This is a genomic window from Patescibacteria group bacterium (assembly GCA_004297215.1).
Classification (GTDB): domain Bacteria; phylum Patescibacteriota; class Patescibacteriia; order UBA9934; family GWF2-40-263; genus 2-01-FULL-63-20.
This window is the reverse complement of the sequence record SCUM01000001.1, coordinates 78485-99075: the sequence shown is the minus strand read 5'-3', so window position 1 is coordinate 99075 and position 20591 is coordinate 78485. Positions and strand designations below refer to the sequence as shown.

Below are 20591 nucleotides of genomic sequence, written 5' to 3'. Positions count from 1 at the left end.
GATTCATGGGGCGGTGACGCGGAACAACTTGCCCTCGTTGTGCCCGTTGGCGAGCGGGTCGTAGAACTCGTAGGCGCGGGCGGGCGGCACGCGGAACGTGCCCGGGGTCACGGCCGTCGCGAGGAAGTCATATTCGTAGATGCCCGGCTGGAGGTCCTCGGAGAACAGGAACACCCGGTCGTCGCGCTGCTCGATGTGCTTCCAGGCGTTCTCCCACCACCAGCCGTATTCCCAGTCGCTCATGCAATAGGTCTCCCCCGACCAGTCCGGCACGCACTGGCGTTGCTCGCCGGAGACGTCCTGCGGGCTCGTAAGGAGCGAGAAGTCGATGGGTTCGAGCCCGGCCGGAAGGTGGTACTCGAGGGAGACGTTGCGATGCTCCTTGGGCACCAAGAGCTTCATGTGCACGCGCACGGTGTCGCCCTGCCTGGCCTCGGAAAGCGGCTTCGCATACTTCGTGTCCTTCACCGCGTACACGCCCGCGAGCACGGTGAACCCGTTGTCGAACGGCTCGATATCCTCGATCTGACGGTAGATGGTGGAGGACAGGTCGTAGAAGTATCGCTTCTCGGAATCCTTCTTGAACGTGAAGTCGTGCGTCGCCCCGTCCTTCAGAAGCTCCGCGATCGGGAAAACGACCGAGCGTTCGCCGGAGAGGTCGCCTTGGTCGAACGCGAGCGTTTCCGCGAGGGCGTCGTCGAGGTAGACCTTCACCGAGAGCGCCTCGGTGTCCACCGGATGGCGCTTCACGTACGCGAGCAGGCCCGAGAGGGTCATGGCGGTCCCCTGGGTGGAATACCAGTAGCCGTCGACCTTCTTGCTCACCAGGTAGCGCATGAGGCGATCGACGTCGTCGTCCTTGGGGCTGATGCGCAGGAGCGCCTGCAGGTAGAGGCTGGTCGTGCGCGCGTCGCTGCCCATGAAGTAGTCGTCGTACCCGGTGTCCTCCGACACGTATGCGGTGGAAGGATTGATGTAGATGACCTTGGATTTCACGTCGTCGAGCACCGTCTTCGCGCGCGAGGAACCGGGCCCGTCGATCGCGACGAGCGCCATGGCGAGGAACGATCGGCCGAACGCGGTGAGGCTGTTGCGTTCCTCGTATACGGTCGCGGCATACCCGCCAAGATTTCCGGAATCCCGCTCGGCGAGCATGAACAGCACCTGCGCGCGTTCGTTCATGGACAGGCCGACGGACTTCTCGTTTCCCGGCGAGGCGAGGTAGTTGCGCAGGTATTGGTCAGCGCGGTCGAGCGCCTCGTCGGAGACGGCGTATCCCGCCTGCTGCGCCTGCGTGAGGGCCCAGAAGACGTACGCCGTGAGATGCGGGTACGCGCGATAGGCCTCGGGCCAGAACCCCCAGGCGCCGTCGGGCCGCTGGGTGGAGACGAGCTTCTTGATCGCGCCGTCCACCTTGTCGTGCGCGAGCCGGCCCAACGCGTCGTTGCCTTTGGCAAGCTTCGCCGCGACCAGCTGCTCATACGTGAGGCTGCCCAGGAGCGCGCTCGCGGTCTGCTCCGCGCATCCGTACCCGTACTTCACGAGATAGTCGATCGCGCTCACGAGCCCGGTGCCCACGTTGCTCGTGACGCTCGCCTTCACCTGCCCGACGTCCGGCAGGATGCCCTCCGGGAGCTCGATCGTCTCGGTCGCGGCGCGGCCGAACAGGTTCGAGGCGGACACGGTCTCGGCGACGGCATAGCCGCGCACCGGGAGCGTGGTCTCGAACCCGTCCTCGAATCCGCCGCCCTTCCCGGTGACGCGGACCTTCGCCTCCGAGGAGGTCATCGGCACCTGCACGGCCCAGGAAAGGGCGCGGCGCGATTTCGCCGGGAGGAACACGTTGCGCACACGCGCCCCGTCCACCGTGACCCCTTCCGCGGCAAGCTCCACGACGGCATTCAAGGCCGTATCGGTGTTGTTGAACACGGTCGCGCCGAAGGTGACCGTGTCGCCGGTACGCACGAGGCGCGGCAGGAGCGGTTCCACCATGAGGTCGCGGCGCGTGACGATCTTCGTTTCCGCGCTGCCCACCACCGTGTCCTTGGTCTCGCCGATCGCGAGCACCTGCCAGCTCGTAAGGTTGTCCGGGAGCGGGAAGCTGATCGTGGCCTTCCCGTTGCCGTCCGTCACCACGTCGGCCTTCCACAGCGCCGTGTCGAGGAAATTCCCGCGCACGGCCGGCGATTCCTCGCCGCCCTTCCCTCCGCCCCCTTCCGTGTCCGTGAAGATCTTCTTGGTGAGCTGGGTCAAGGTCTGCGCCGTGGTGACGCCGATCGACCGGGGGAACCAGAATTTCCCGAGGATGTCCTTGTCGATCGAGCCCAAGAGCGAGACGACGCGCTCGTCAACGACCGCGATCGACACCTCCGCGCTCGCGGGGGAGCCGTCGCTGCGCTTCGCGTCCACCTCGAGCGTGACCGTGTTCCCCGGGCGGTACACGGCCTTGTCCGCCTTCACGGACAGGTCGAGCGCCTTGCGCGCCGTATCCACCTGGAGGTTGGCGTAGCCGATGCGGAACTCCGGGATCCCGGTCTCGCCCCCGCCCTGCACGGCGATCACCGAGACGTACACGTTCGGGGTCATGGCGTCGTCGATGGGAATCTCGATCGTCTTCTTGTCGGAACCGAGGTCCACGACGAAGGACTTGCGGATGGTGTCGCGTTCGATCGTGACGAGCGCCTTTACCTTCTCGTACGGCAGCTGCACCACGAGCGAGGCCGTGTCGCCCACCGCGTAATCCGCCTTGTTCTGGATGACCTTCATCACGTGGTCGTCGGACACGCGCACCGAGGCGCCCCTCCCGCGCTCCACCCAGCGCGACACCGAGGCGGTGATCTCGCGGCCGCGGCGGTCGCGCGCCTTGGCCACGGCCACGTATTCGCCGTCTTTCTCCGGCACGAAAGACACGTGCGCCTTTGCCTCCGCGTCGGTCGTGAAGGGCACGCTCGCGACGAATGCGTCGTCCTTCACCCAGTCCGTGTACGGCACCCCGTCGGTCCCTTCCTTCTTCACGCTCGTCCAGCTGCGCTTGTACAGCTCCACGGTCCCCGTGGCTCCGGCAAGCGGCGTCCCGTCGGGGAAAAGGGTCACGAGGTCGAACGCCGCCGTCGGCGACTGCCAGCCGTCCGAATAATCCGAGCGGATGCCCACGTAGAAGTCCCCCTTGTGCACGTCGAACTCCCCGTTCGCGGAGACCGACCGCTGGTTCACGTCCGTGACCGTGGCCGTGAGCGCGTAGGTGGCGCTCGTCTTGTAATCGGTGAGGCTCGCGGGGACGGAAAGGACGAAGTCGCCGTTTTGGTCCAAGGTCGCCGTGCCGGTCTTCACCGTCTCGAGGTCCCCGCCCATGCGGCAGTACCAGTAACAATAGGAATCGTCGGTCTCGGTGAAGCTGTACCATTCGCCGCGCATGGGCTGGTAATACAGCGCGCGACGGGTAAGCGAGTATTCGACCGTGGCGCCCGCGAGGGCCACCCCGTAGTAGTACTCGCCGTGGATCGGGACGTTGATGACGTCGCCGGCGGTCGGGGTGCCGGAGGGCGGGGTGATCGTGACCTTGAAATCCGGACGGCGGAATTCGCGCACGTCGAACCGTCCGTAGATCGATTCGCCCTTGAGCGCCGCGGCGAACTGGTAGGAGCCGAGCGCCATGCTCGGATCGAGCTGGAACGCGCCGTTGAACGTCCCGTATTTGGAGACGGGCAGCGTCTGCCTGCCCACCTGCGTGCCGTTTGGATCGTGGAACGTGACCTCGACCTCCTTCTCGTCTGGAAGCCCGAGGATCGCGTCCACGTCCTTGCGCACGACGCCCTTGAAATACACGAGCTGATCGGGGCGGTAGATGCGGCGGTCGGTGTACAGGTAGCCGATGTCGCGGGAAAGCTTGTTCCCGTAGCTCGTGTCCAGGCCGAAGTTCCACGGGCTGATCCCGTCGTCCCACGACTGGTTCACGAAGCCGAAGTGGCCGTTCCCCTGCGCGCGGATCGCGAGATTATGGCGCTCCCCCCGCTTTACTTCTAGGGTCGCGAGTCCGTCCGCGTCGGTACGGGCATTGTCGATCTGTTCGACGGCCCCGTCTCCCACATGCTCTGGATTGTGAATGCTCGCGTCGAGCCCCTCGATACCTAACCCCGTTTTCATGTCCGTAGCCCACACGAGCACCTTTCCGGCCTTGTCGCGCTTCACGGTAAGCGCCGTGTCAGTGACGAGCAGGTAACGCGACGCCTTTCCATTGTGATACGAGAAGTTGGTCGCCCCGGGCATGGTGAGGTCGAGCCGGTACATGCCGGTCGAGACCCTGGAGCCGGCAATCTCGTCGAGGTCGACGTCGATCACCTTGTACCCGTTGAGCGGGCCGTTTGTCTCATACGTCTTCTCGCCGATCGGCTGGCAATCCGTCCCTCCCTGCTTCACGTATCCTTCAAGCGGAAGCGCGCACAGCGTGGCCTTCACCGGCTCCTTCATGTTGATCGTGCGCACCTGGTACACGCGCGGCAGGTGGCTCGCGAGCACCCCGTATGCGCTGTAGCCGGTGAGGTCCGCGCGCGCGGGATACGGATCGGTGGTGATCGTATGCGTCTGCGGATTCTCGAGCGGCTGGCCGTAGATGTCCTTCAGGCCGCGGGAGAGGGTGATCGTGTACGTGGTGGACGGCTTCCAGCGGCCATAGACGGATACGCTGCGCCCCCCTTCTCCCTTGCACCCGCGATCGTACCCGTACGTGCCGATCTCGACGTTCTCGAGCTCCGGCACGACGTTCACCCCCGTCTTGAACGTCTCCTCGTCCGCCTGGTTGTTGACGACGAACAGCACGGACCTGTCCGTCCTCTTCGTCCCGCCGGATTCCGGACAGGCCCGCAACACGCGGAACCCGAGCTCGTCGGTCGTGACCGTCTGCGACCAGGTGGCGGACAGGCCGTTCGGACCGAGTCCGCCGGTAAAATGTTCGGGGAGCACGAACGTGTAGCGCGTGCCCATGCGCAGGCCGCCCGCCTTGGTGATGAGCACCTGTTCCGGACGGTCCTTGTCGTTCACGAACGTGAACGTCGCTTTGGAGACCACGGTCTGCGCGCCCTCCGCCACGGGTTCCCCTGCGCGCGGCACGCTCTGCTCGTAGATGGTGATGGCATCGCGCACGACGGCGGCCTTCACGGGATAGTTGAAGGCAAGCGCCACGGCGGATTTCGGATGAACGCTGGTCGAATCGCTCGCGAGGCCGACGGAAAGGGCAGGCGTAGAAAAATGCCAGACGTACGCGTCGAGCAGCGACGTGCCGTCCATGAACGTGAGGCCCTTCGGGAGCGTCACCTCGTACGTGGTGGCCGGAGCCCAGCCCGTTGCCGGGACGAACTCGAACCCGCTGGTGCCGAGCCAGTGGTACGTCCCCTGCACGGCCGGCGTCATCGTGAGCAGGTCCGGCACGGCGAGGTCGCCCGTGAGCGCGCGCATGGGGCGGTCGAACAGCATGGTGAGCGTCTGCGCCGGACGCACGGTCACCCCGTTTGCCGGGGTCACGACCGACACCTCCGGGTCGTTGTTCACGAAAAACGACTGTGTGAAGGGCACCGCGAGCTTCTTGCCGAACCAGTTGCGCGCGTCCGCATCGATGTCCACCTTGAACGTGGCGCCCTTCTCAAGCGCGAACGCCGGGTCGAAGGTGAGCACGTTTCCCTGCCAGCTGAACGCTCCGGAAACGGGCGGAGTGACCTTGAAAGCGCGTTCGACCGATCGGTGCCACATCCCCTGGTCGAAGACGAACCTCCACGGAGCATTCTTATCGGCTTCGACCCGCGCGTCCGGGACCGATCCGCGCACGCTTGGGGCCGGGGAAATGTGAAAAGCGGCCAGTCCCGCGACCGCGAGGGCGGCCAGGGAAATGGCGAGAGGCTTCCGCGCGCGGCGGAAGGCCTTCGTGAGACGCTCCATACGGCGAACGTGACGGATGTTAATTACGCTGATTATTCCACGAGGCTGCGCACCTGTCTATCGGAGGGCTCGGCGAGGATGACCGCTTCCGCCTGCGTCGCGGCGTCCGGCTCGGTCCCGCCGATGAACAGCTCCGTGCGCGTCTTCTCGCAGGAGGCGGTCGCCCCTCGAGCCTCCTCGGGGCGACCCTGAGGAATCGAAGGGGTCGCGAGCAAGCCGGTCTCAAGGCAGAGGTCGCGCGAAACGAGGCCGGACACGCCGGCGCGCGCGGCGGGATCCGCGTACCGATAGCGGAACGCCATGATGTCATGCCAGATCGGGATCGCGCCGGACACGCCGCTCACGCCGTACATCGGCGAGTTGTCCGCGTTCCCGGCCCACACGCCGAGCGCGAAGTCGCTCGTGTACCCGAACGCCCAGTTATCGCGGAAATCCTTGGTCGTGCCGGTCTTCGCCGCCACAGGCTTCCCGATTTCCATCCGCGACGTCTCCCCGAAGGAGAGCGCGCGGGCCGTCTTGTCCGACAGGATGTCGGTGACGAGCGCGGCGGCTTGGCGGGCCCGGAGCCTGTCGAAGGGCTCGAACATCTCCCGCGGCGCGCTCGCCTGGACGGACACGACCGCCCCATGGCGGTCCCGCACTTCGCGCACGAACGAGAGCGGAAGCGCAGTGGTCGCGCGGGAAAGGGCGGCGTACGCGTTCGTCGCCTCCTCGAGCGTCACTTCCCCACCGCCGAGCACGATGCCGAGCCCGTAATGCTCCGGCGCTTCCGGAAATACGAGCCCGAACCGCGCGAGCGTGCCGAAAAACGCGTTCAGTCCCAGCGCGTCCACCACCTTCACCGCCGGGATATTGAGTGAGCTCCCGAGCGCGTCGCGCGCGGCCACGAGCCCGTGGAGCTTGTAGCCGTAGTTGCGCGGGACGTAGACGCCGGTGCCGGACTGGCCCTCGAGCGGGACGTCATAGCGCACCGGCGCGTCGTCGATGAGCGTGCCTGGGGTGATGATCCCGCGCATGAAGGCGGCGAAATACGCGAACGGCTTGAGCGCGGACCCGGGCTGGCGCTTGGCCGCGGCCATGTTCACGGCTCCGTCGATTCCCTCGTCCCAATAGTCCGCCCCGCCGACATAGGCGAGCACCTCGCCAGAGCCGGGATCCACCGCGACGGCCGCGGCATTCGTCACATGGCTGTCCGTCAGCTTCCCGAGCTGGCGAAAGACCGAATCTTCCGCGACGGACTGCAGCGCCGGGTCCAAGGTGGTGGTTATGGCATATCCGCCCGTGAGGAGGTCTGGGTACGTCTCGTCCAAGAGGTCGAGGACGCGAAAGACGAAATGCGGGGCGTGCAGGTCGTGTCGCGGGGCGAACGTGGCAATCGGCGCATCCGACGCTTCATCGGCCTCTTCCGACGTGATCTCGTCCAGCTCGCGCATGCGGTCGAGCACGAACTGCTGCCGTTCGCGGGCCGCGGATGGGTGGCGGATCGGATCGTAGCGCGTGGGCGCGCCGATGACGCCGGCAAGCAAGGCCGCCTCTGGAAGCGACAGGTCCGTCGCTTCCTTGTGGAAGTACTCGCGGCTGGCGGCCTGCACCCCGGACACGTTGTTCCCGAGGTACACCGAGTTCAGGTACCGCTCGAGCGTCGCGTCCTTCGCATGGGTGAGCGACCACCAGCGCGCCGCGACCAGTTCGCGCGCCTTTTGGATGACGGTGCGCGGCTCGCCGGGAAAGAACTGGTTCTTGATGATCTGCTGTTCGATCGTGCTGCCGCCGCTCACCACGCGCCCTGCGACGACGTCGTCCTTCGCGGCGCGGGCGAGCGCGAGCCAGTCGATGCCGTGATGCGCATAAAACCGCTTGTCCTCGGCCGCAAGCACGGCCTCGATAAGCCGCGGTGGCATCGCGTCGAGCGCGACCGGCGCGGCGGTTTCCTCGTCGGAAGCATTCGCCTCGTAGAGCACGGAGCCGTCGCTCGCGAGCACGGTGGTGGGCACGGGCAGCGGCGGCGCGCCCAAGGTCGGGACGACGCTCCAGAGCGCGAAGCCGAAGACGGTAGCGAGGCAGGCCACGGCAGCGGCGATCGCTTGTCTTTTCGTGAACCTGAAGCGTGACATGCCTTCCTATCTATCATTTTTTCCTGGAATTGTCTTCGGCCCATCCCTCCCCTACAATGTCCCCACTATGAAACTGGCCTCCTACGACCCCGACCTGTCCGCCGCGCTCAACCGGGAGCTTGCCCGGCAACGCGAAGGGCTTGAGATGATCCCGTCCGAGAATTTCGTTTCCGAAGCGGTGCTCGAGGCGCTCGGCTGCGTGGCCACCAACAAGTACGCGGAAGGATACGTCGGCAAGCGCTACTACGGCGGCTGCCAGTTCATCGACGAGATGGAAACGCTCGCGATCGAACGCGCGAAACTCCTGTTCGGCGCCGAACACGTGAACGTGCAGCCGCTCTCCGGCGCGCCAGCGAACCTCGCCGCGTACTCGGCGCTGCTCAAGCCCGGCGACACGATCCTTGGCATGGACCTGTCGCACGGCGGGCATCTCACCCATGGGCATCCTGTCACGTTCATGGCCGGCATCTACAACTTCATCCGCTACAAGACCACGCCGGAAGGGACGCTCGACTATGACAACCTCCGGACGATGGCACTAGAGCACAAGCCCAAGATGATCCTGGTCGGCTACAGCGCCTACTCGCGCGAGATCGATTACGCCCGGGTGAAGGCGATCGCCGACGAGGTGGGTGCGCTCACCATGGCGGACATCGCACACATCGCCGGGCTCATTGCCGCCGGTGAGATGGCGAATCCTGTTCCGTTGTTCGACATCGTCACGACGACGACGCACAAGACGCTGCGCGGCCCGCGCGGCGGGATGATCATGTGCAAGGCGATCCACCAGAAGGCCGTGGACAAGGCCGTGTTCCCGGGGCTCCAAGGCGGACCCCACGAGAACGCGATCGCGGCCAAGGCGGTGGCATTCAAGGAAGCGCTCGAGCCGTCGTTCAAGGAGTACGCCAGGCAGATCAGGAAAAACGCGAAGGTGCTCGAGGAGGAATTCCTGAATCGCGGCTACACGCTGTGCTTTGGCGGGACCGACAACCACCTGTTGCTCATCGACGTCACGCAGAAGGGCGTGACCGGCAAACAGGCGCAGCACGCCCTCGACCTCGCCGGCATCACGGTCAACAAGAACGCGATCCCCGATGACCCGCGCGGCCCCATGGATCCCTCCGGCATCCGCCTGGGCACCCCGGCCATCACCACCCGCGGCATGAAGGAGGGGGAGATGCGCCAAGTGGCGGATTGGATTGACCGCGCGCTCATGGGCTGGCAAGACGAAGCGGGACTCGCCGCGATCCGCGCCGAAGTGAAAGCGCTCACCGACCGGTTCCCGCTCTATCCGGGCATCGCCTACTGATCGGAGTGACAACCGGTTCCCGAACTGCTATCATCACGGCCGATATGGCTGTGATTTTAGATGGAAAGACGCTGGCCTCGCGCATCCGCGCGAAGGTGAAGGAACGGGTGGCGGCTTTGCCCGCGCGTCCGATTCTGGCCGTCTTCCTCGTGGGTGAGGATCCGGCGTCCAGGCTGTACGTGGATCTCAAGCAGAAGGCGTGCGAGGAAGCGGGAATCGCGTTCGAACGGCTGGCCTATCCGGCCGATGCGTCGGAGGACGAACTCGTCGTGAAGATTGGCGAGCTCAACGCGCGCCCGGACGTGACGGGGATCCTCGTCCAACTCCCCCTCCCTTCGCAGGACGCGGACAAGATCGTCGCGGCGATTGACCCGAAGAAGGACGTGGATGGGTTCCACCCAAAAAACCTGGACGCGCTGCAGTCAGGAAAACCCGGCCTCGTGCCGGCCGTGGCGCTGGGCATCGTGAAGCTCATCGACGAGGCGCATGCACCCTTGCGCGGACGATGGGCGGCGATCGTGTCTTCCCCGCTGTTCGCGAAGCCCATCGAGGCGCTGCTTGCTGAGCTCGACGTGAAAACATTCGTCGTGAATCCTGACGCGTCGGACCTCGCGGAAAAGACGAAAGCCGCCGACGTGCTGGTCGTGGCGGCTGGACGACCGGGACTCGTGCGTGCCGACGCGGTGAAGCCGGGCGCGATCGTGATCGACGTCGGCACGACGAAGGTGGACGGAAAACTCCTCGGCGACGTCGACTTCGCTTCCGTGGAACCGGTCGCGGGATTCCTCACCCCGGTCCCGGGCGGCGTGGGTCCGATGACGGTGGCGATGCTGCTCAACAACGTGGCGAAGGCCGCGCGCTCCTAAACGAGCCCTTCCGGCGTCCGCATCTTCCTGGGATGCCGCTTGGCGACGAAACCGGCGACGAGCACGGCCACGAGGTTCGCCCCCTGCCCCGAGAGCGTCTCGATCCCGAACACGTCCTGCCAGGAAACGCCGTACACCGGCTTCATGAGGAGCGCATACCCCACGAGCGTGAGCGCAATCCACATCACCCCCGTGGCGAAATGGAACGCATAGGTCTGGATCTCGAGCCCGCGGAAATACAACCAGGCGAACAGGAAGAACAGGAGGGGGCCGGCGAGCTGGGCCGCGAGGAAATAGGCGGGGAGGCCGGTCGCGACCGCCGCGACGTAGAGCATGACCGAGGCCATGAACAGGGTGGGGAACAGCCCCAACCACCACAGGAGGCTCCGGCCGGAAAGGAATGCGCGAAACTTCATAAGGAATGGAGTTCGGCGAGGATGCCGATGATGAATGATACGGCGACGAGGGCGGAGACGGCAAACGGGACGTCAAGGCACACGTGCTCGCGGCACCACCGGCTTGTGCGCATCGCCTCGTATGAGGCGATGATGAGCAACCCGGACACGCCGCCGAATACCGACCCCACGAACCCGATGATGGCGATGAAATCGCGAAGGCCGAGCAGGTAGAGCGCCGGGGCCGCGAGCGACGCGGCGAGCCAGGCATGGGTTCGTTTCACCCCGTGGTCCACGTGAAGCTGGTTCTGGAGGATGACGGCATGCGTGAGGAAGATGGAGGCGACCACCAGGGAGCCGAGCAGCGAAACGACGAGCCCGAACGACGGGCCGAGCAGCGCGATGAGCCCCGTCAGGGCCGCCGGGGTGGTCGCGCTCCCCGTGGCGGCGAGGACGGCGGCCGAAAACGCCGCGTACAGCGCGACGATGAGCAGGAGGCCGAGGCCGATCGCGTGCGGGAGCTCGCGTTCCCGGCGCGCGCCCAGCACGTCCCGCATGTCCGGGATCACGCCGCCGCCCGCCAGGGCGAAGAGCACGACCCCGTACGGCACGAATGCCTTGGCGAGATTGGCGCCCGCGAGGTTGCTCACGTGCCCCTCTGGGAGCACGGCGAGCGTGAGGAACGCGAACAGGAACAAGAGCGCCCCGACGACGACCCCTTCGACGCGCGCGGCGAGGCGCGTGCCGCGATACGACGCGGCCGCCACCGTCGCGGCGAGCGCGAACGCGCAGGCCTCTTCCGGGAGCGCGACGAGGGGCATCAGCAGCTCCTCAAGGAACCGTCCGCCCACCACCATGAACGCCAACATGGCCCCGATCACGCCGAAGGCCATGGTCATCGAGGCCAGATGTCCCCACCCGTCCCCGAGATGCTCGCGCACGTATCCGCCGAACCGGTGGCGGCCGGCGGTCTGCAGCACCAGGTCGCCGTACATGAGGTTGAGCACCAGCACGGCCGCCGCGACGACCGCGAGGGTCGTGAGGCCGATCGCGAACCCGCTTTGCGAGAACGCGAACGGCAGGCCGAACACGCCGACCCCGACGGTCCCGCCGACCATCCCCGCGACCGCGCGCCAGAACGGCAGGTTGATATGTGCCCTCCAATGCCGCATGTTGGATCTTTCCCCAAGTTTATCACACCTCATCCCCTTTCTCCCCTTCTCCCTCTTCTCCCCCTCCGCTACCATGCTCCCACCGTATGGCCGTCGAACGCCTTCCGCCGCAAAACCTCGAGGCCGAGCAATCCCTGCTCGGGTGCCTGCTCGTGGACCAGGATGCCATGATGAAAGTGGCCGACATCGTGCGGCCCGAGGATTTTTATCGGGACTCCCATCGGCTCATCTTCGACACGGTGTGCGAGCTGTACGAACGCCACGAGCCGGTCGACATCCTCACCCTCGGCAACCGTCTTGAGGAAAAAGGGCATCTGCAGCGCGTGGGCGGCCGCACCTACCTGGTGGAGCTGTCGAACACCGTGCCTACCTCGGCGCACATCGTGAACTACGCGCAGATCGTGCAGAAGAAATCCACCCTGCGCCGGCTCATCGAGGCGGCGGGCAACATCACCAAGCTCGGGTTCGAGGAGGGCGAGGACGTGGAAGCGACCCTCGACGAGGCGGAACGCACGCTGTTCCGGGTGAGCCAGAAGTTCCTCAAGAACACCTTCATCGCGATCCGGAGCGTCTTGGAGGACGCGTTCAAGCGCATCGACGAGCTGCACCGCGAGCGCGGGAAGCTGCGCGGCGTGGCTACCGGCCTCACGGACCTCGACCAGCTCACGGCCGGGCTCCAGCGCAGCGACCTCATCATCCTCGCGGCGCGCCCGAGCGTGGGCAAGACCTCGCTCGCGCTCGACATCGCCCGCAACGTGGCGGTGAAGGGAAAGGTCCCTACGGCGCTGTTCTCCTTGGAAATGTCCAAGGAACAGCTGGTGGACCGCATGATCTGCGCGGAAGCCAACATCGACCTGTGGAAGCTGCGCACGGGACGGCTCTCCGACCGCGACGACGACTTCCCGCGCATCGGACACGCGCTGGGCGTCCTGTCCGAGGCCCCCATCTACATCGACGACTCGGCCTCGCTCACCATCATGGAGCTGCGCACCAAGTGCCGGAGGCTGCAGGCCGAGCACGGCCTGGGGCTCGTCATCATCGACTACCTCCAGCTCATGGAGGGGCGCAACAAGAACAGCAACTCCGACAACCGCGTGCAGGAGGTGTCGGAAATCTCGCGCGGGCTGAAGCAGATCGCCCGCGAGCTCAACGTGCCGGTGCTCGCGCTCGCCCAGCTCTCCCGCGCCGTGGAGATGGTGAAGCCCGCCATCCCGCGCCTCTCCCACCTGCGCGACTCCGGCTCCATCGAGCAGGATGCCGACGTGGTGCTGTTCATCTATAGGAAGAGCGCGGACCGCAACTACCAGATCGACGAGCTCACGCCGGAGGAGAAGACCCTGGCCGAGATCCACATCGCCAAGCACCGCAACGGCCCCACCGGCATGGTGCGCCTGTTCTTCGACATCCAGCGCACCAGCTTCAAGAACCTCGACCGCCGCGGAGGGGATTTCAACGCGGCACCTGCCAAGGCGTTGGCTGCCGCAGGCCCGCCCCCGGCCCAAAGCCACGGCGCGGGAGGACCGCCCCCCGTGGACCCGAATCCTTCAGGAATCTGAAGGGGTAGTACGTAGGTGGTAGGGGGTAGCATCGACTGTTGTCTAAAGACATTTTCCACGCTACCCTTCAACCCTACGCACTACGCACTACCAACTACCCCCTTTCGATATGTTCAACAAGATCAAGGCCGTCAAGAACCTCCGCGACCAGGCGAAAATCATGCAGAACGCCCTCGAGGAAGTCGTCGCCGAGGGCGAGGCCGGCTGGGGCAAGGTGAAGGTGAAGCTGAACGGCAACCAGCGCATCCTCGACATCGAGATCGCCGACGAGCTCATGGCCGACAAGTCCAAACTGGTGGAGCTCCTCAAGGAGGCGTTCGCCGACGCCGTGAAGAAGCTGCAGAAGCAGCTCGCCGGCAGGATGAAGGACATGGGCGGGCTCCAAGAAGCGATGAAGCAGCTGGGGATGTAACATGCGCCGCTTCCCCGAACCCATCGCGAACGCCGTCGCGGCGTTCGCGCGCCTCCCCGGCGTGGGGCCGAAGACGGCCCTGCGGTTCGTGTACTATCTTCTGAAGCTTCCGAAGGGCGACCTGTCCATGATGGCCGGGGCGATCGTGCGCCTGGGCGAACGCGTGAAGACCTGCGGCGCCTGTTTCTCGTACGGCGAATCCGAGGGATGCGAGATCTGCACGGACAACAGACGCGACCGAAGCCTCCTGTGCGTGGTCGAGGAGTCGCGCGACATCGCCACGATGGAATCCACCGGCGCCTACCGCGGGCTCTACCTCGTGCTCGGCGGGGTGCTCAATCCCATCGAAGGGATCACGCCCGACGTGCTGCGCATCGCGGACCTGGAACAGCGCCTCGCCGCGAATCCGGACATCGTCGAGGTGATATTGGCGCTCTCCCCCACCATCCAGGGGGAAACCACCATGCTATACTTGGCCAAGAAACTTTCCCCGCTCGGCCGCCGGGTGACGCGCCTCGCCCGCGGCCTGCCCATGGGCGCCAGCCTCGAATACGCCGACGAGGTGACGCTCGGTGACGCGTTAAAAGGCCGCCGTGACGCCTAGCCTATGGAACTCGTCCCCGCGCTCATCACCATCGCCGGCCTCGTGCTGTTCGAGACGGTCAGCTCCATCGACAACGCCATCATCAACGCCGAGGTGCTGCACGGCATGGGGCAACGCGCCCGAAAATGGTTCCTGTTCTGGGGACTCATCTTCGCGGTGTTCGCCGTGCGCGGCCTGCTGCCGTGGCTCATCGTGTGGGCCGTGACCCCGTCGCTCGGCCCCGTCGGCGCGCTCACGGCCACCTTCTCCAACGACCCGAGCGTGCATGCGGCGATCGAACTGTCAGCCCCCATCCTGCTCGCCGGAGGCGGGACGTTCCTGTTGTTCCTGTTCTTCCACTGGCTGTTCCTCGAAAAGAAGACGTTCGGGCTCCCCGGTGAGCACTTCTTCTCCCGCCAGGGAATCTGGTTCTACGCCGTCGTGTCGATCCTCCTCACCCTCATCGTGTGGTTCGGGCTTAAGGAGAATCCGGTGATGGCCTTCGGAGCGGTCGTCGGTTCCACGGCGTTCTTCATCACCCACGGCTTCAAGCAGAACGCGGAACAGGCCGAGGCGCAGCTCACCAAGTCCCACCTTTCCGACCTGTCGAAGATCCTCTACCTGGAAGTGATAGACATGACCTTCTCCATCGACGGCGTGCTTGGAGCCTTCGCTTTCACCCTCTCTGTACCGCTCATCCTGATCGGCAACGGCATCGGCGCGTACGTGGTGCGCGAGTTCACCATCCGCAACGTGGAAAAGATCAAGAAATACGTGTTCCTCAAGAACGGCGCGATGTACTCCATCCTCGGCCTGTCCGTCGTCATGCTCCTCGACGCCTTCGGCGTCCACGTGCCAAGCTGGGTATCCCCGGTGATGACCTTCGCGGTCGTAGGCTACTTCTTCATGAAGTCGAAAAACCACAAGCCGCTGCTCGTCGCCTGACTTTTCCACAGGGAGACCGTTGACGAAAACCAAAACTTCTGATAGATTATGAATAACCAGCGAGGGTAACCTCCAAATCTGGGTGTCAACAAAACGACCTACCATCTTTGATGGGGGTCGTTTTGTATGTTCCCCGGGCAGGAACGGAAACGTTCCAGGGGCCGTGGAGGCGACACTCATGTCGTCCTGAGGAGGCCTCAGCCGACGAAGGATCATCTATGGCACACGACAGACAATACGCCGTCTACATCCTGACAAATGTCACCAACCACGTGCTCTATACCGGTGTCACGAACAATCTTGCTCGTCGTGTATACGAACATCATCAGAAGTTCGTGAAAGGGTTTACGGCAAAATACAATGTCACGAAGCTCGTCTACTTCGAGGCGTTCTCCGGCGCTTACGAAGCGATCACCAGGGAGAAGCAGATAAAGGGATGGGTCCGCAGGAAGAAGATCGCCCTTATCGATTCGGTGAATCCCATCTGGGCGGATGTCAGCGGAAATCTGCACTAACAATCCCATCCTTCATTGTCATCCTGAGTCTGGACCGCTGACGAAGGATCCACGACGAGCGACCTCCAGACGGTCATTCCCAAATGAAATATCTGGCGGCCTCCAGACCAGGGTCCTTCACTCCGGCCTGAGGGCCTCCGTTCAGGATGACAGTGAGGTGCCAGTTCGAATCCCGTCGGCTCCACCATGCCCGGGACCGACAAACCCCGCCTCACAAGGGCGGGGTTTGGTATGCGTCGCGACTTACGCGGAAATCTTCTCAATTTTCAGCTTGGTGAACGGCTGGCGGTGGCCCACATGGCGACGATAGCGGGACTTCGGCTTGTACTTCACGACAAGCACCTTTTCGCCACGACCGTGCTCGAGCACCGTGGCGGTGACCTTGCCGGCCATAGGCTTGCCCACCTTCGCGTTCTTTCCGTCCTCGTCGGACACGAGGAGGGTCGTGAGCTCGAGCGTGGAACCCACCGGGTTCTCCTCGAGCCATTCGGCGACCAGTTCCTCCCCCTCCCGGACCACGTACTGCTTTCCGCCAGTCTTTACGACAGCGATCATATCTTGCGCTCGCGGCTTCGGCTCCCAAGGGCTTATCGCCTGCGATCTCTTATGTCGCAGCCATTAGCTGTTAGCCGTTAGCCGTTAGCTAAAGGCTAATGGCTGAAGGCTAGAGGCTGCGATTTCTGCCCGAAGATTAGCGTGCCGGCAGCAGGATGTCAAGCGTGGCTCCTTCGACGATGCCATGGGACTTGGCATACCCAGCCGGGAGCTCCAAGACCTTGTCCGCCGGGGCCGTGGGCATGCGGATGACGAGCTGATGCATGCGGTCGAATGGCACGTCCGGCAGCACGGTCACCACCTTGTCGCCGTCGAGCCAGACGATGTCGATCGAAAACTTCATCCCCTTCATCCAGAACCCGTGAGCGGCCTTCGTATCGAAAAGGAACAGCATTCCCTTCCCCTCTTCGAGACGGTCGCGTCCCGACAAACCCTGGGCGCGGGCCGTGGGAGTGTCCATGACCTCGGCCGTGACATGGCTCCCGTCCGGCAAGGTCATCGAGGCAAGGCCAGAGGACGCGGCAGGGACGCGAACCCTGGTCGCGAAGAACACGAGCATGACGATCAGGATGGCGATGGCGAGGATGAGCCTAATCATGTGACGTGCGTTCGCGCGCGACCAGGAAGGCGGCCAGGAAGAGCATGAGTCCAAACAGCGCGAGCATGGCAAGCAGCTTTTCGCGGCTCTGCAAGAACAGCGCGGCCGAACCGAACGCAGCGGCAACGAGCGTATAGCCAGCGACGACCTGGCCGCTCGTCCATCCGAGCGCGAGCAGGCGGTGATGCAGGTGCTTGCGATCGCCCTTGAACACGTTTTTTACTCCCCCAGACTTCCAACGACGAAGGATCACCCACGCCACGTCCATGATGGGAATGCCGAGCACGAGCGCGGCCGTGGCGATCTTCCCCCCGGAAATCACCGCGAGCGTGCCGATGAGGTACCCGACGAACGTGCTCCCCCCTTCGCCGAGGAAAATGGCGGCGGGTGGGACGTTCCAAAACAGGAACCCGGCCAGCGCCCCGATCCCGATTGCGGCGAACAAGGCGACATCGGGCTGGAAGTACGCGACCGTGAGCGCGAGCGACATCACCATGAACGCGCCGACCGACGAGACCGAGGTCGCGAGCCCGTCGAGCCCGTCCAGGAACTTCGTCGTGTACATCGCCCCCATGAGCCAGGCGAAGACGAGGACGTGCGATTGCCAGGGGGCGAGCTCGATCACGCCTCCGAAAGGGTTCGTCAATTTCTCGACCTGGATTCCCGAAGCGATCGCGATGAGCGCGGCGATGATCGGGGCGACCACGGCCAGGCGCGGCGACAGGCGGTGCTTGTCGTCGAGATAGCCGCCGACCATGAGTATCAGTCCGCCGATCAGGAACCCGACATAGTGGCGCGTCGTGATGAGCCCGCCCGTGAGCTGGTCGCCCGAAAGGAGCAGGATATCCACGCAGACGGTGACCGCGACGAACACGGCTATGCCTCCCAAAAGCGGCACGGCCTTCGCGTGCGTCCGGCGTTCTCCGTCCGGCCGGTCCACGACCCCCCACTTCGGCACGATCAAAACCAACAGCCGCGTCGCGAAAAACGACACGGCCAGGGCGATCAGCATCCAAGAAATGATGACCGGTGTCACAGGGCGGCGGCTTGTTCGATATCGATCTGTCCGCCCGGCTTCAGCACGATGGTGTCGCGACGCCGGACGCGTCCTTCAAGTAAGGCCTTCGCGATGGCATTGTCAACCTCCTCCTGGATGACCCGGCGCAGCGGACGCGCGCCGAAGAGCGGATCGAACCCCTTCTGGGCGAGCTCCGCCACGGCCTCGTCGGTCGCCCGGAACGCGATGCCTTTGGGTTCGAGCCGCGCGGACACGGCGCCGATCAGCAGATAGGCGATCTGCAGCACCTCGTCCTTCGTGAGCGGCTTGAACACGATCACCCCGTCGAAGCGGTTGAGCAGCTCCGGCCGGTAGATGCCGCGCAGTTCCTGCTCCATGAGCCGTGTGCGGATCTCCGGCAGCGGTTTCCCTTCTGCCACGGCCTGCTGCACGTAGGACGTGCCGGCGTTGCTGGTCGCCACGATGATGCAGTTGGTGAAATCGACCGTCCGCCCGGAAGCGTCGGTGAGCCTGCCGTCGTCGAACACCTGCAGGAACAGGTTCAGGATGTCCGGATGTGCCTTCTCGAACTCGTCGAGCAGCAGGATGGCGAAGGGGCGGCGGCGCACGGCCTCGGTGAGCAGGCCGCTCGGGTTATTCACGTTGCCGATGAGCCGCTCGACGCTCCCTTGTTCCTGATACTCGCTCATGTCGAAGCGCAACATGGCGTCTTCCGCGCCGAAATACGTGGCCGCGATCGCCTTGGCGAGTTCGGTCTTGCCCACGCCCGTGGGGCCGAGGAACAGGAACGCGGCGATCGGACGCGTGTCGGAGCGCAGCTCGGTGCGCGCGCGGCGCAGCGCGGCGGCCACGGATTTCACCGCCTCGTCCTGGCCGATCACCCGCTCGTGCAGGCGCTTCTCCATGGTGAGCAGCGTCTGCGTCTCGTCCTTGGCCACGGCCCCGAGCGGGACGCCGGTCTTTTCGGCGATGATGGCCTCCACGTCCTCGCCGGTCACCCGCGCCCCTTCCCCGCCCGCCTTCGCCGCGGCCTGCGCGGCTTCGCGGCATACGCCGATCGCCTTGGCCGGCAGGTACTGCTCGTGCATGTAGCGGTCGGAAAGCTTCACGGCCTTCTCCACGGCTTCATACGTGAACAGCACCTTGTGCTCGTACTCGATGGCGCCCACCTTGGACTCCAGGATATGGATGGCGTCGTCCTCCCCGGGCTCGGGCACGTCCACCTTCTCGAACAGGCGGCCGAGCGGGGAACGCTCCATCGCCGCGTACTCGCGCGTATCCGTCGTCGCGATCGCGTATGCGACGCCGCGCGAAAGCGCGTCGGCGAGCAATGGCTCGACCGGCGTGCCGGAGACCAAGTGGAGGTCCGGGATGGCGAGCACGATGTTCTTCGCGCGCGAAACCTCGACGAGCACGGTGAGGAGCCTCTCTTGCGCCTCCTCGGCCGAGACGCCGGAAAGCAGGTGGGGCAAGGAGAGGCTCACCAGCCGGCGGTCTTGCAAGACCTTCGGCACGCGCTCCTCCACCATGCGCTGCGCGATCCCGGCGAGCAGCGTGGCACGTCCCGTGCCGTCGGGCCCCACGAGCAGCACGCTGCGGCGCGCCCCTTCGATCACCCGGAAGACGGATTCCATCTCGCGGTCGCGTCCCACGAGCATCGGCAGGGCGCCTTGCACCGCGAGCGTCGTCAGGTCTTCGGAGAACGCGTCGAGCGCCGGGGTGGCCACCGAGGTCATGGCGCGGTTCATGGCGCCCGTGGGCTTGTGCGAGGCCGCGCCGCGGAACCGCTGATAGCGTTCGCGCATCTTCCCGTCGATGCGCAGCCACTCCACCGCGTTCTCGAACCGGCGCTCGTCCACCTTGAGGTCGAACAGGAGCTCCTTGAGGAAGGGGTCACGCGCGTACGCCTCGCGCAGCACCTCCACCGGGGACACGAGCGCGCGGTCCTGCCCGTGCGCGTTCACGAACGCCGCCACGAGCGCCTCCTCGGCCGCCGCGGACATCCTCGGGGGGCGGCCCAGCTGCTGGGATTGCAGCCGGCGCCCGAGCGGTTCCTTGAGCGCGTCGAAGCCGACGCCCAGGCGCATGAACACGAGCGACGCCTCTCCCGCGGCGAGCGTCCCCACGAACAGGTGCAGCGGAAGGATCTCGGCATGCCCGTACCGCTCGGCGAGCGCATACGCGTCTTCCACGGCCTTACGCGCGTCGACCGAATACAGCGCCGCCACGTTCATCGGCTTTGGCTGCGGGAGCGCGGGCTCGAGCGCGGGCAGGGTCGCGTCCTTCGCCTGGCGCGGCATGGCCACGTGCCGGCGGCTCGCGTCTTCAAGGCGATAATAGACGAAACAGGCGCCCAAGAGCGTGCACGACGCGAAGAGGCCGAACATCGAGGGCGAGAGCAGGCTCGTCGGCCTGACGAAGGAATAGAGCAGGATCGAAGTCGCGAGCGCGCACACGGAAACGAAGAACGCGACCAGGTTCACCGCGGTCATGGAGGCGTTGCGCGCCTTGCGCAACGCGATGGACGCGACGTCCACGCGCTCGCTCCAGGCGAACGACGCGTCACCGATGCGCGCCATCACCCTCGGTTCGCCCTGCGTCTCCTTGAGGAACGGGCCGTCCATA

15 protein-coding genes are annotated in these 20591 nt (G+C 65.2%); 7 read left to right on the top strand and 8 right to left on the bottom strand.

The window, feature by feature from the left end; translation table 11 throughout:
• Positions 1-3: 3 nt before the first annotated feature.
• Both EPO34_00455 and EPO34_00450 read right to left on the bottom strand, forming a co-directional pair.
• Entirely contained in the window at positions 4-5928 is a 5925-nt protein-coding gene (locus EPO34_00455) for a hypothetical protein (protein TAK03620.1), read from the bottom strand.
• Between the two features lie 32 nt (positions 5929-5960).
• Positions 5961-8042 (bottom strand): penicillin-binding protein, encoded by a 2082-nt coding sequence (locus EPO34_00450; protein TAK03619.1) that lies wholly within the window; start codon positions 8040-8042, stop codon positions 5961-5963.
• 67 nt (positions 8043-8109) lie between these two features.
• On the opposite strand from EPO34_00450, the gene EPO34_00445 reads away from it, so the two are divergent.
• Positions 8110-9351: a serine hydroxymethyltransferase gene (locus tag EPO34_00445; protein TAK03618.1), complete on the top strand. Its 1242-nt coding sequence runs from the start codon at positions 8110-8112 to the stop codon at positions 9349-9351.
• Between the two features lie 44 nt (positions 9352-9395).
• Positions 9396-10217 (top strand): bifunctional 5,10-methylenetetrahydrofolate dehydrogenase/5,10-methenyltetrahydrofolate cyclohydrolase, encoded by an 822-nt coding sequence (locus EPO34_00440; protein ID TAK03617.1) that lies wholly within the window; start codon positions 9396-9398, stop codon positions 10215-10217.
• Here the strand turns inward: EPO34_00440 and EPO34_00435 are convergent.
• Together EPO34_00435 and EPO34_00430 are read right to left on the bottom strand one after the other, a co-directional pair.
• The gene (locus EPO34_00435) at positions 10214-10633 is read right to left on the bottom strand and encodes a hypothetical protein (protein TAK03616.1); all 420 of its coding nucleotides are present in this window, start codon (positions 10631-10633) and stop codon (positions 10214-10216) included. The genes EPO34_00440 and EPO34_00435 overlap by 4 nt on opposite strands.
• A complete protein-coding gene (locus EPO34_00430; GenBank protein ID TAK03615.1) occupies positions 10630-11859 on the bottom strand; it encodes a hypothetical protein in 1230 nt (409 codons plus the stop codon). The genes EPO34_00435 and EPO34_00430 overlap by 4 nt, the downstream gene beginning before the upstream one ends.
• Positions 11860-11870: 11 nt before the next feature.
• On the opposite strand from EPO34_00430, the gene dnaB reads away from it, so the two are divergent.
• The 5 genes from dnaB (at position 11871) to EPO34_00405 (ending at position 15795) form a co-directional block, all read left to right on the top strand.
• Positions 11871-13340 carry a replicative DNA helicase gene (gene dnaB, locus EPO34_00425; protein TAK03614.1) on the top strand — a complete coding sequence of 490 codons (1470 nt, stop codon included), beginning with the start codon at positions 11871-11873 and terminating at the stop codon, positions 13338-13340.
• Between the two features lie 109 nt (positions 13341-13449).
• Positions 13450-13752, top strand: coding sequence for a YbaB/EbfC family DNA-binding protein (locus tag EPO34_00420; protein TAK03613.1), 303 nt, complete (start codon positions 13450-13452; stop codon positions 13750-13752).
• 1 nt (position 13753) lies between these two features.
• Positions 13754-14356: a recombination protein RecR gene (recR, locus tag EPO34_00415; GenBank protein TAK03612.1), complete on the top strand. Its 603-nt coding sequence runs from the start codon at positions 13754-13756 to the stop codon at positions 14354-14356.
• Between the two features lie 3 nt (positions 14357-14359).
• Entirely contained in the window at positions 14360-15280 is a 921-nt protein-coding gene (locus EPO34_00410) for a DUF475 domain-containing protein (protein TAK03611.1), read from the top strand.
• A 218-nt stretch (positions 15281-15498) separates the two neighbouring features.
• Positions 15499-15795, top strand: a complete 297-nt coding sequence (locus EPO34_00405; GenBank protein ID TAK03610.1) for a GIY-YIG nuclease family protein — start codon at positions 15499-15501, stop codon at positions 15793-15795.
• A gap of 243 nt (positions 15796-16038) precedes the next feature.
• Here the strand turns inward: EPO34_00405 and rplU are convergent, their stop codons facing one another.
• From rplU to EPO34_00385, 4 genes are all read right to left on the bottom strand, one after another.
• Positions 16039-16350 (bottom strand): 50S ribosomal protein L21, encoded by a 312-nt coding sequence (rplU, locus tag EPO34_00400; protein TAK03609.1) that lies wholly within the window; start codon positions 16348-16350, stop codon positions 16039-16041.
• A gap of 136 nt (positions 16351-16486) precedes the next feature.
• Complete coding sequence (locus EPO34_00395; GenBank protein TAK03608.1) at positions 16487-16948, bottom strand: DUF192 domain-containing protein; 462 nt, start codon at positions 16946-16948, stop codon at positions 16487-16489.
• Entirely contained in the window at positions 16941-17984 is a 1044-nt protein-coding gene (locus EPO34_00390; protein TAK03607.1) for an undecaprenyl/decaprenyl-phosphate alpha-N-acetylglucosaminyl 1-phosphate transferase, read from the bottom strand. Before EPO34_00390 ends, EPO34_00395 begins: the two co-directional genes overlap by 8 nt.
• Positions 17981-20590, bottom strand: coding sequence for an AAA family ATPase (locus tag EPO34_00385; GenBank protein ID TAK03606.1), 2610 nt, complete (start codon positions 20588-20590; stop codon positions 17981-17983). Before EPO34_00385 ends, EPO34_00390 begins: the two co-directional genes overlap by 4 nt.
• Position 20591 lies beyond the last annotated feature (1 nt).

What these genes read in the sequence shown, in the direction of transcription:
- EPO34_00455 (TAK03620.1), bottom strand. Translation starts at nt 5,928, where the DNA reads ATGGAGCGTCTCACGAAGGCCTTCCGCCGCGCGCGGAAGCCTCTCGCC.
- EPO34_00450 (TAK03619.1), bottom strand. Translation starts at nt 8,042, where the DNA reads ATGTCACGCTTCAGGTTCACGAAAAGACAAGCGATCGCCGCTGCCGTG.
- EPO34_00445 (TAK03618.1), top strand. Translation starts at nt 8,110, where the DNA reads ATGAAACTGGCCTCCTACGACCCCGACCTGTCCGCCGCGCTCAACCGG.
- EPO34_00440 (TAK03617.1), top strand. Translation starts at nt 9,396, where the DNA reads ATGGCTGTGATTTTAGATGGAAAGACGCTGGCCTCGCGCATCCGCGCG.
- EPO34_00435 (TAK03616.1), bottom strand. Translation starts at nt 10,633, where the DNA reads ATGAAGTTTCGCGCATTCCTTTCCGGCCGGAGCCTCCTGTGGTGGTTG.
- EPO34_00430 (TAK03615.1), bottom strand. Translation starts at nt 11,859, where the DNA reads ATGGTAGCGGAGGGGGAGAAGAGGGAGAAGGGGAGAAAGGGGATGAGG.
- dnaB (TAK03614.1), top strand. Translation starts at nt 11,871, where the DNA reads ATGGCCGTCGAACGCCTTCCGCCGCAAAACCTCGAGGCCGAGCAATCC.
- EPO34_00420 (TAK03613.1), top strand. Translation starts at nt 13,450, where the DNA reads ATGTTCAACAAGATCAAGGCCGTCAAGAACCTCCGCGACCAGGCGAAA.
- recR (TAK03612.1), top strand. Translation starts at nt 13,754, where the DNA reads ATGCGCCGCTTCCCCGAACCCATCGCGAACGCCGTCGCGGCGTTCGCG.
- EPO34_00410 (TAK03611.1), top strand. Translation starts at nt 14,360, where the DNA reads ATGGAACTCGTCCCCGCGCTCATCACCATCGCCGGCCTCGTGCTGTTC.
- EPO34_00405 (TAK03610.1), top strand. Translation starts at nt 15,499, where the DNA reads ATGGCACACGACAGACAATACGCCGTCTACATCCTGACAAATGTCACC.
- rplU (TAK03609.1), bottom strand. Translation starts at nt 16,350, where the DNA reads ATGATCGCTGTCGTAAAGACTGGCGGAAAGCAGTACGTGGTCCGGGAG.
- EPO34_00395 (TAK03608.1), bottom strand. Translation starts at nt 16,948, where the DNA reads ATGATTAGGCTCATCCTCGCCATCGCCATCCTGATCGTCATGCTCGTG.
- EPO34_00385 (TAK03606.1), bottom strand. Translation starts at nt 20,590, where the DNA reads ATGGACGGCCCGTTCCTCAAGGAGACGCAGGGCGAACCGAGGGTGATG.